The sequence below is a fragment of the Pseudomonas agarici genome, from assembly GCF_900109755.1.
In the GTDB taxonomy this organism is placed as follows: domain Bacteria; phylum Pseudomonadota; class Gammaproteobacteria; order Pseudomonadales; family Pseudomonadaceae; genus Aquipseudomonas; species Aquipseudomonas agarici.
Genome location: NZ_FOAR01000030.1, coordinates 57,626 through 66,899, shown reverse-complemented (window position 1 = coordinate 66,899; position 9,274 = coordinate 57,626). Strand labels below are relative to the sequence as shown.

Here is a 9,274-nt window from a genome sequence, read left to right as displayed (position 1 = left end):
GAGCTTGCCAATCAAAGCGTTTTGGCAGGCATGCGACCTACAAGTCTGGAAGGCCGATCAGCGAGCAGACCTGTTGTTTGCAGCGGCGGTGCTGCACTTCATCAAAGATCACAAGGTGTTGCTGCCACATTTATTGGCACAACTCAATCCCGGTGGCTGCCTGGCGGCGCATATGCCCAACTGGCGTGATGCACCCTGGTATCAATTGATGCTGGAAACCCTTGAGCACGGCGGTATCAATAACGGACCACTGGGGGATTTGCAACTGCGACGGTCTATGGCCGAGCGTTCGGTGCTGTCACTAGACGATTACTATCGTTTGTTGGCTCCGCTGACCAAGGACGTGGATATCTGGGAAACAGAGCACTTACAGATAGTCGAGGGCAACTCACCGATCTTCGACTGGGTCAAGGTCTCGGCATTACGTCCAGTGCTGCTGGCACTGGACGAGCAAGAACGGCAAAGATTTCTCGATCACTATCTGCCACGTGTTCATCAGGATTACCCACCGGAAGGGAATGGATGCACCCTGTTTCCGTTCAAACGGATCTTCATTCTCGCGACTGTTTGAGCGCGAAGGCGGCGGTGCCCGACATAACGTGGATAACCGCCCGGACTTAACCATCGAAGCCAGGGGGCGGAAAAGTTGCTCTCCAAACCCCTGGAAACGGCGTTCCCACAAACTGCTGCTCGTTAGTGCATGAAACTGCGGATCGGCGTATGATTGGTGCCCCTTCGACGATCCTATCGTCCAGAACAGGCTTTTATCTCTTCAGGCCGAGCCTGAATCGACACACCGGGAGGTGCCCAGATGAGTGACAACGATCAGAAAGACAGCCAGGAAATCGGCCCCGCAGGCGAAAAACTGCAGAAGGTCCTCGCCCGTATCGGCGTTGGCTCGCGCCGCGACGTGGAAGGCTGGATCAGTAAAGGCCGGATCAAGGTCAATGGCAAAGATGCCACTCTTGGCCAGCGCGTCGACCTGCACGACGCCATCACCATTGATGGCAAGGTCATCAAGCGCGAAGAAGCCGCTGAATCGGTGCGCCGCGTGATCATGTACAACAAACCCGACGGCGAAATCTGCACCCGTGACGATCCGGAAGGGCGCCCGACTGTGTTCGATAAGCTGCCGCGTCCGAAAGAGGGCCGTTGGATCAATATCGGCCGCCTGGACATCAATACCACCGGTTTGTTGATGTTCACCACCGACGGTGAACTCGCCAATCGCCTGATGCACCCGTCCTACGAAATGGACCGTGAATACGCGGTCCGTGTGCGTGGCGAGGTTGACGACGAGATGATCGAGCGGCTCAAGGCTGGTGTGGTCCTCGAAGACGGTCCGGCGAAGTTTACCGACATCCAGCAGGCACCGGGTGGCGAAGGCTTCAACCATTGGTACCACTGCGTGGTGATGGAAGGTCGCAACCGTGAAGTTCGTCGCCTCTGGGAATCTCAGGGCCTGGTGGTCAGCCGTCTCAAACGCGTGCGTTTTGGCCCGGTATTCTTGAACTCCGACTTGCCGATGGGCCGCTGGCGCGAAATGACCCAGTACGAGGTCGATATCCTCAGTGCCGAGGTTGGCCTGACGCCGGTGGCGATGCCGCAGTTGAACGCCAAGAGTAAGGACAAGCTGGAGCGGATGCAGCGTAAATCCTCGCGTCCAATGGGCAAGACCGAGCGTGTACGGACCTTGCGTCCGGCCAGCGGCGCAGCCGCCCCTGAGCGTGTATCGCGCGAGCCGCACATCGACGGTGAGCGCCCGGCTCGCAAACCGGCCCCTCGTCAGGATGGTGAGCGCACCCCCCGCGCCCCGCGGCCAGCCGGTCGTGGCGAGTCGCGCGGAACACCGCTGGCGGATCGTCCGGTGGACAGCAAGCGTCCGGCCAAGCCAGCACCGAAGTCCAAGCGTCCAGGTATCAGCCTGGTGGACAAGGACGCGCCGTCGGGCAAGCGTCGTGGCGCCCCGGCCGGTTCTGGCCAGCGCCCTGGATTCGGGCGGCGCAAGCCTGAATAAGCGCTGAGCGTCCTGTTGGAATAAACAACGCCAATCCTCGGATTGGCGTTTTTTTTGCCGATCAATTGTGTAATCAGAACGCGAATTGGCCGTCGAATACCGGTTTGCCATCCAGCGCCAGTTCACCACTGGCGAATATCAGGTCCAGGTGGTGACTGCCCTTGGCGCCGCCACCGAGGCCCAGGTGTAGGCCGCAATGCCGTTCCTCGAATCCCGAGTTGCGCGCATACAGCTCTGTTATGCCTTCATTGGTTCCGATGCCTAGCTCCTCGACCCGACGATTGGAGGGGTTGGCACTCAGGTATTTGTTGAAATCGGCTTCCAGGCCCGGCACTTGGCTGGAAACCCGGCTGATGATGGAGTTGTCGATCCACAGCTCCAGGGGGGACTCCAGCACGCCATACTTGCGGGCGAAGGGAATGGTCCCGAGAAAGGTCCCGATAAATTGCACGTGACCATTGATTGTATCGCTGTGGGTGGCGATTTCTCCGGGCGCCAGGTCGTAGTTGCCGACGCCGTTGATATTGGTCCACTTGTGGATGTTGTGCAGCGGCGCCTCCAGGTAGGAGCCATGGCGGTCCTTGAAGCTCAGTATGCTGGCTTGGGAGATCCGTCGGATCAAGGTTTCATTGAGGTCGGCAATGCGCTGGGGACTGACGCTGAAGGTGTCGTAGAAATAGTCGCCGTAATCCTTGAACAGCAGCGACTTACGCCAATGTTCAGCCATCACGCCATGCAGTGCGCGCATGAATTCGGGTCCTTCCGGACGCGGTGGCGAGAGTGTCGAGGAATCGTAGAAGAAGATATACAGGTCGCTGTCGGTAATGGCCTCCTGAAGGATCGGGCTGGGTTGGAGATCCAGGCGCATGGCGTCGAACGAAAAATGCCGGGTACCAGCAGCGTGCTCGATAATGGCGGCGCAGATGTCGGTGTAGTCCAAGGTGTGCCCCACCAGCACTTTCGGATGGGCAACGCCTTCAAGGGCCGGGTGGTGTCCCAGGTAGTAGAGAAAGTGTTCGAGGGCGTGGGTCTTGTCCATGACGTCGTTCCTGGTCCGCATCGAAAAGTGGCGGGTGCGTTGCACCGCCCCCGCCCTGGGATGCCTTTAGAAAGGCCACATCGCGGTGCCGAATGGCACGACCGCATCGGCTTGCATCATTTCAACGGCTGCCTCGTGTGTCGGGGCTTCAAACCAGTCGTCCAGTTGCAGGTCGGTTACCACGTCTTGATCCGATACTTGCATGATGAATCTCCTTATTAAGAATGTCTTGCACGGCTATCGGGCGGTGTTCAAAGAGGCGTACCGGTTTGCACCGCTCGTTGACTCGCCGAAGCGGTTTCGGCAAGTGGGTGAAAATTTAGTGCAGGAACTTCCTTGGTGCAAAAAATAATTCAAAATATTTTTAGATGGATTTTTTATTCTGTTTTTTGCTGAAAAGCTTGCTCAGTAAAAACAATGGTTCAGTCGAAAATATCGGATCGAAAAGCGCTATTCGTCAATTTACAGGCAGTCGAGTTGATTCGCATGATTGGAAGATTTTCGTTACGCAGTGTCAGACAATGCTTACGGATTACCGGTCAAGCCCTTTGAAATCACTCGTCTGGATGCCGTGCAAGGAATAGTTGCCGAGGTTGCGAGCAACCGGGTTTTTTCTGCCGACTGTCCTCCGGCATCGCGGTGGTGTGATGCGCCTACCTGCCGGTCGCAGCTTAGCGGTGTACAATACCGGGCGTTTTAACTGTGACCCAACTGCGTACCCGCATTTTGTCCTGCTCGGTGGCTGCCTCGCGATGCCCCGAAGGCCGTACACTCAAGGCTACCCGCCTTATTCACGCCATCGCGCCACAAGCGTGATGGGTTCGATTTCGTCACGGATAAAAACAAACAGGTGACGCATGACTCGTAATATTTCCTACAATTGCTGCCCTCTGAATGCCTGGCGTCCATGCGGTGGCCTGGTGTGTGTCTCTGCGGTTTCATCTAGCACCCATCGCTGATACCTCGACACCTCATCAAACCTTGCGTGAGACCCTTTGTAATGAGTGGATCCATTCCCCCTTCAGGTGAGCTGAAACGCGGCCTGAAAAATCGTCATATCCAATTGATCGCCCTTGGCGGCGCCATCGGCACAGGGCTGTTCCTCGGTTCCGCCGGGGTGCTGAAATCCGCCGGTCCGTCGATGATCCTCGGCTATGCGATCTGTGGCTTCATTGCCTTCATGATCATGCGTCAACTGGGCGAGATGATCGTCGAAGAGCCGGTGGCCGGCTCCTTCAGCCACTTCGCCCACAAGTATTGGGGCGGCTTCGCCGGTTTCCTGTCGGGTTGGAACTGTTGGCTCCTGTATATCCTGGTGGGCATGTCGGAGTTGACCGCGGTCGGCAAGTACATCCACTATTGGTGGCCGACTGTCCCCACCTGGGCTTCGGCGGCGGCTTTCTTCGTACTGATCAACCTGATCAACCTGGCCAACGTCAGGGTCTTCGGTGAGGCGGAGTTCTGGTTTGCCATCATCAAGGTGGTGGCTATTGTCGGCATGATCGCCCTCGGCAGCTACCTGTTGGTCAGCGGCCACGGCGGCCCTCAAGCCTCGGTGAGTAACCTGTGGGAGCACGGTGGTTTCTTCCCCAATGGCGTTAGTGGCCTGGTTCTGGCCATGGCGATCATCATGTTCTCCTTCGGTGGCCTGGAAATGCTCGGTTTCACGGCAGCTGAAGCCGACCAGCCGAAAACCGTGATTCCCAAGGCGATCAACCAGGTGATCTACCGGATTCTGATTTTCTACATCGGCGCCTTGATCGTGCTGCTGTCGCTGACACCCTGGGACAACCTGCTCAGTAGCCTGAACGGCTCTGGCGACGCCTACAGTGCCAGCCCGTTCGTCCAGGTGTTTTCGATGCTCGGCAGCAACACCGCCGCGCATATCCTCAACTTCGTGGTCCTGACTGCGGCGCTCTCGGTGTACAACAGCGGCACCTACTGCAACAGCCGTATGCTGCTGGGTATGGCCGAGCAGGGTGATGCGCCGCGGATGTTGGCGCGGATCGACAAGCGTGGCGTGCCGGTGCGTTCGATTCTCGCTTCGGCGCTGGTGACCTTCGTCGCCGTGGTCATGAACTACCTGATCCCGCAGCATGCCCTGGAGCTATTGATGTCACTGGTGGTTGCGACCCTGGTGATCAACTGGGCGATGATCAGCTACTCGCACTTCAAGTTCCGCCAGCACTTGAATAGCACGCAACAGGTGCCGTTGTTCAAGGCACTCTGGTACCCCTATGGCAACTATGTCTGCCTGGCGTTCGTGGTGTTCATCCTCGGCATCATGCTGATGACTCCGGGTATCCAGGTCTCGGTGTATGCCATTCCGCTGTGGTTGGCGTTCATGTGGTTCTGCTACGGCCTCAAGAACAAGCGCGATGCCAGACAGCCGGTGCCAGCGGTGAAGTAGGCAATGATGGTGCCAGACAAACCCGGTCCCGCAGCAAATGTACCCGCGTGTGCCTTGTCTGGCCCTCGCTCTCAAACATTTGGTACTGAGCCCATGAGTTAAACCTGGACGTGCGGCGTTCCGATACGCAGGCTCGCCACAAGGGGGGGGGCGACTGCAAAGGTTTAAGTGAACAGCATGATGCGGCCCTGTATCGGGTTGGTTATTTCGGTATCCTGAATGCCCTGATGTCGGACGCTTTCACATGCTGGTGATTTCCAACAACGTGCACCTGCCGGATACCGAGATCGAGCTGACGGCCATCCGCTCCCAGGGCGCTGGCGGGCAGAACGTCAACAAGGTGTCCAGCGCGGTGCACCTGCGTTTCGATATTCCGGCCTCGTCCCTGCCGCCGTTCTACAAGGAGCGCCTGCTGGCCCTGCGGGACAGTCGCATCACTGCTGACGGAGTGATTGTGATCAAGGCCCAGCAATATCGAACCCAGGAGCAGAATCGCGCGGATGCCCTGGAGCGCCTGGTCGCGTTGATTCTGGCGGCGACTAAGGTCGTCAAGAAGCGCCGTCCGACCCAGCCCACACAGGGCTCGAAAAAGCGTCGACTGGAGACCAAGAACCAGCGCGGGGCGATCAAGGCAGGGCGCGGCAAGGTCGATTTCTAGGCGAATAACAACGATAGGCTGAGCGGCGGGTGGCTTGCAGGGCGTTAAATCGAACCCAGGCCGGGCGGGGCAGCGTTCAGGATTGGGTCGGTGCCAACAGTCGGGTAGCGACCAGGGTGGCCAGGGCATTTTCCTGATTGCCGAAACGGGCGAGCAAGACAGCCTGTTTTTCCGGGCTAAGACTGTTCCACAGCTCGATCATCTTTTCGGCGGTGCCGATCAGTAGGCTGGCTTGGGTTTCGTCGAAAGTGTCGGTCACGGCGTGGTCCGGGGAGTGATGGTTGTGTCTGGCTGTATGAAAAACACCAGAGGCGGTTTTTCACACGGCCAGCGTTTCAGGCGTTTCAGTCTTCGCTGTCGGCCTTGAGGCTTTCTGCGGCCTCGGTCTTTTCAGGCGGTTGGGCACTGGCTGGTTGCGGGGTTTTCTGCTCAGTTTCGTGCAGGCTTGGGAAGGGGAGGTTGGGTATCTCGTGCATCGTCGTCGCTCCTCGCAAGGTCTGTTTTTAAATCGCTGGGTAGATCCGCGCTTTTAAAAAAGCCTGGATAGGATACAGCAGTACAAATAACAGAAAGATTTTTATCTGTCCGGTGGTGGCTCATTACCGGTACTAGCAGACCGCCGCAATCGCCTCGGCCAGTGCGTTCAGGCGTGTCGCGTCGATCCCGGCGACGTTGGCCCGGCCAGAGCTGACCATATACACGCTGTACTCGTCGCGCAGGCGCTTGACCTGGGCGGGTGACAGGCCTGTGTAGGAAAACATCCCGCGCTGCTGGCCGATATGCGCAAAGCGTTGCGCCAACCCATGGGGCTGCAGGGCTTCGACCAGGCCGCTGCGCAACTGCGCGATTCGCAGACGCATGGCTTCCACTTCGTCGGCCCACAGGCTTTTCAATTGGGCATCGTCAAGGATGCTCATGACCACCGCTGCGCCATGGTCCGGCGGGTTGGACCAGAGATTACGGGCGATGGCGGCCAACTGGCTGCGCACATCCAGCAGCTTATCGGCATCGGCGGTGCTGACGATCAGCGCGCCGGTGCGCTCGCGATACAGGCCAAAGTTCTTCGAGCAGGAACTGGTGATCAGCACCTCCGGCAGTTCCTGGGCGAACAGGCGCACGGCCCAGGCATCCTGCTCTACACCGTCGCCAAAGCCCTGGTAGGCGAAGTCGATCAGTGGCAGCAGTTCGCGGCGACGGACGATATCCAGCACCTTGTACCAATCCGCGTGGGACAGATCGAAACCGGTCGGGTTGTGGCAGCAGGCGTGCAACAGCACGACGTCGCCCGGCGGAACCTGCTCCAGGGTGGCCAGCATGCCTGCGATGTCCAGGCGGTTGTGGGCGTCGACGTAAGGGTAGTGGCTGATCTTCAGGCCGGCGGCGGCGAAGATGGTTTCGTGGATCGGCCAGGTCGGATCGCTGAGCCAGATGCCCCGCCCCGGCAGGCAGTGGGCGATAAAGTCGGCGCTCAGGCGCAACGCCCCGGTGCCGCCGGGGGTCTGGGTGGCGCCGACACGCTGGCCGGCGATCAGCGGCGAATCGGCGCCCATGACCAGTTCGGTCAGCAGACTGGCGAAACGCGGATCACCATGGCCGCCGATATAGGACTTGGTCATCTGTCCTTCCACCAGTTTCTGCTCGGCCAGCTTGACCGAGCGCAGGATCGGCGTCAGGCCTTGGGCGTCTTTGTAGACCCCTACGCCGAGATCGAACTTGGCCGGGTTGGGGTCCTGGGCATAGGCCTCCAATAATCCGAGAATCGGATCGCCAGGTACGCGCGCAATGGCGGTGAAATGCATTATTTACAGCCCTCGGCGGATTTGCTGACCTCGTCGGTGCGTGCCGCCATGATGAAATCGTTACGGTGCAGACCCTTGATCGAGTGGCTCCACCAGGTCACGGTGACTTTGCCCCACTCGGTCAACAGGCCAGGATGATGGCCTTCGGCTTCGGAGAGGTCGCCGATGGCATTGGTGAAGGCCAGGGCGAACTTGAAGTTCTTGAACCGGTAGACCTTCTCCAACTGCATGATGCCGTCGCGGACTTCGATATTCCAGTCCGGAATCTGTTTGATCAGTACCGGCAGTTCTTCGTCGCTGACCTGTGGGGCATCGGCGCGGCAGGCTTCGCAGTGGGCTTGGTGCAAGCTGTTCATGGGGTATTCCTGTGGTTCGTTTTTGTTCGGTAGACGCCATTCGCCCAGATGAACGTATGTGGGCGAGAATGGCTCGGGCAGTGGCAAAAAGCCGATCAGGCAGCCTTGGGCTTGGGCGCAAATTTCGCTGGGTGCAAGCCCAGCTTCATCCCTTGTTCGACCATACCCATGATGTCCTCGTGGGCCAGATCGAACAACCGCTTGAGGTTCGGCAGCGTAAAGTACACCGGTTGCAGGATATCGATGCGATACGGGGTGCGCATGGCTTCCAGCGGGTCGAACGGTTGATGCTCGGGCGTGTCTGACAAGCTGTACAGCGTCTCCTTGGGCGAGGAGAGAATGCCGCCGCCATAGATGCGCCGGCCTTGTGGCGTGTCCACCAGGCCGAATTCGATGGTCATCCAATACAGGCGCGCCAGGTACACCCGTTGTTCCTTACTGGCCTGCAGGCCGAGCTTGCCGTAGGTGTGGGTGAATTCGGCGAACCAAGGGTTGGTCAACAGTGGGCAGTGGCCAAAGATCTCGTGGAAGATGTCCGGCTCCTGCAGGTAGTCCAGCTCTTCTTCGGTACGAATGAAAGTGGCCACCGGAAACTGCTTGTTGGCCAGCAATTCAAAGAAGGTCTGGAACGGGATCAATGCCGGCACTCGAGCCACCTGCCAGCCAGTGGTGGCCGCCAGGACCGTGTTGATTTCGCCGAGTTGCGGAATTCGCTCATGGGGTAGCTTGAGCTTTTCGATGCCATCCAGGTATTCCTGGCACGCACGACCATCGATCACTTGCAACTGACGAGTGATCAGAGTGTTCCAGACCGCATGCTCGGCGGGCGGGTAGTCGATAAACCCTTGTGCGTCGGGCTCGCGCGCCACGTATTGCGTCTGCTTCATACCGCTCTCCTGCTCGAGGGATCATTCTTGTTATGTCTACTAGTGTTGATCCGCGGACGCGGGAAATGCATCGGAGCGGGAGGTCGCGATGAAGCGCTTGAGGCGGTT

11 protein-coding genes are annotated in these 9,274 nt (G+C 58.7%); 4 read left to right on the top strand and 7 right to left on the bottom strand.

Annotated elements, in window-relative coordinates; translation table 11 throughout:
- Both BMX68_RS21940 and rluB read left to right on the top strand, forming a co-directional pair.
- Positions 1-571, top strand: a 571-nt coding sequence (locus tag BMX68_RS21940) for a class I SAM-dependent methyltransferase (RefSeq protein WP_017129771.1), incomplete at its 5' end; no start/stop codon positions are given.
- Positions 572-811: 240 nt separating this feature from the next.
- Positions 812-2,017, top strand: a complete 1,206-nt coding sequence (rluB, locus tag BMX68_RS21935) for a 23S rRNA pseudouridine(2605) synthase RluB (RefSeq protein ID WP_017130113.1) — start codon at positions 812-814, stop codon at positions 2,015-2,017.
- A gap of 73 nt (positions 2,018-2,090) precedes the next feature.
- On the opposite strand, the gene BMX68_RS21930 is transcribed toward rluB, so the two are convergent.
- Both BMX68_RS21930 and BMX68_RS26030 read right to left on the bottom strand, forming a co-directional pair.
- Positions 2,091-3,056 (bottom strand): CgnE/CgnB domain-containing protein, encoded by a 966-nt coding sequence (locus BMX68_RS21930; protein ID WP_017130114.1) that lies wholly within the window; start codon positions 3,054-3,056, stop codon positions 2,091-2,093.
- 66 nt (positions 3,057-3,122) lie between these two features.
- On the bottom strand, positions 3,123-3,260 hold the full coding sequence (locus BMX68_RS26030; RefSeq protein ID WP_017130115.1) for a hypothetical protein: 138 nt from the start codon (positions 3,258-3,260) through the stop codon (positions 3,123-3,125).
- A gap of 796 nt (positions 3,261-4,056) precedes the next feature.
- On the opposite strand from BMX68_RS26030, the gene BMX68_RS21925 reads away from it, so the two are divergent.
- Both BMX68_RS21925 and arfB read left to right on the top strand, forming a co-directional pair.
- Positions 4,057-5,466 carry an amino acid permease gene (locus tag BMX68_RS21925; protein WP_017130117.1) on the top strand — a complete coding sequence of 470 codons (1,410 nt, stop codon included), beginning with the start codon at positions 4,057-4,059 and terminating at the stop codon, positions 5,464-5,466.
- 244 nt (positions 5,467-5,710) lie between these two features.
- Complete coding sequence (arfB, locus tag BMX68_RS21920) at positions 5,711-6,124, top strand: alternative ribosome rescue aminoacyl-tRNA hydrolase ArfB (RefSeq protein WP_017130118.1); 414 nt, start codon at positions 5,711-5,713, stop codon at positions 6,122-6,124.
- A gap of 76 nt (positions 6,125-6,200) precedes the next feature.
- Here arfB and BMX68_RS21915 read toward each other — a convergent pair whose 3' ends face one another.
- From BMX68_RS21915 to phhA, 5 genes are all read right to left on the bottom strand, one after another.
- The gene (locus tag BMX68_RS21915; protein ID WP_017130119.1) at positions 6,201-6,383 is read right to left on the bottom strand and encodes a hypothetical protein; all 183 of its coding nucleotides are present in this window, start codon (positions 6,381-6,383) and stop codon (positions 6,201-6,203) included.
- Between the two features lie 85 nt (positions 6,384-6,468).
- On the bottom strand, positions 6,469-6,600 hold the full coding sequence (locus BMX68_RS26495; RefSeq protein WP_017130120.1) for a hypothetical protein: 132 nt from the start codon (positions 6,598-6,600) through the stop codon (positions 6,469-6,471).
- A 132-nt stretch (positions 6,601-6,732) separates the two neighbouring features.
- The gene (locus BMX68_RS21910) at positions 6,733-7,923 is read right to left on the bottom strand and encodes an amino acid aminotransferase (protein WP_017130121.1); all 1,191 of its coding nucleotides are present in this window, start codon (positions 7,921-7,923) and stop codon (positions 6,733-6,735) included.
- Positions 7,923-8,279 carry a 4a-hydroxytetrahydrobiopterin dehydratase gene (locus BMX68_RS21905; protein ID WP_017130122.1) on the bottom strand — a complete coding sequence of 119 codons (357 nt, stop codon included), beginning with the start codon at positions 8,277-8,279 and terminating at the stop codon, positions 7,923-7,925. Before BMX68_RS21905 ends, BMX68_RS21910 begins: the two co-directional genes overlap by 1 nt.
- A 95-nt stretch (positions 8,280-8,374) precedes the next feature.
- Entirely contained in the window at positions 8,375-9,166 is a 792-nt protein-coding gene (gene phhA, locus BMX68_RS21900) for a phenylalanine 4-monooxygenase (RefSeq protein ID WP_017130123.1), read from the bottom strand.
- Between the last annotated feature and the right edge of the window lie 108 nt (positions 9,167-9,274).

Bases quoted from the DNA above. Each gene is read 5' to 3' on its own strand.
- rluB (WP_017130113.1), top strand. From the start codon at position 812: ATGAGTGACAACGATCAGAAAGACAGCCAGGAAATCGGCCCCGCAGGC.
- BMX68_RS21930 (WP_017130114.1), bottom strand. From the start codon at position 3,056: ATGGACAAGACCCACGCCCTCGAACACTTTCTCTACTACCTGGGACAC.
- BMX68_RS26030 (WP_017130115.1), bottom strand. From the start codon at position 3,260: ATGCAAGTATCGGATCAAGACGTGGTAACCGACCTGCAACTGGACGAC.
- BMX68_RS21925 (WP_017130117.1), top strand. From the start codon at position 4,057: ATGAGTGGATCCATTCCCCCTTCAGGTGAGCTGAAACGCGGCCTGAAA.
- arfB (WP_017130118.1), top strand. From the start codon at position 5,711: ATGCTGGTGATTTCCAACAACGTGCACCTGCCGGATACCGAGATCGAG.
- BMX68_RS26495 (WP_017130120.1), bottom strand. From the start codon at position 6,600: ATGCACGAGATACCCAACCTCCCCTTCCCAAGCCTGCACGAAACTGAG.
- BMX68_RS21910 (WP_017130121.1), bottom strand. From the start codon at position 7,923: ATGCATTTCACCGCCATTGCGCGCGTACCTGGCGATCCGATTCTCGGA.
- BMX68_RS21905 (WP_017130122.1), bottom strand. From the start codon at position 8,279: ATGAACAGCTTGCACCAAGCCCACTGCGAAGCCTGCCGCGCCGATGCC.
- phhA (WP_017130123.1), bottom strand. From the start codon at position 9,166: ATGAAGCAGACGCAATACGTGGCGCGCGAGCCCGACGCACAAGGGTTT.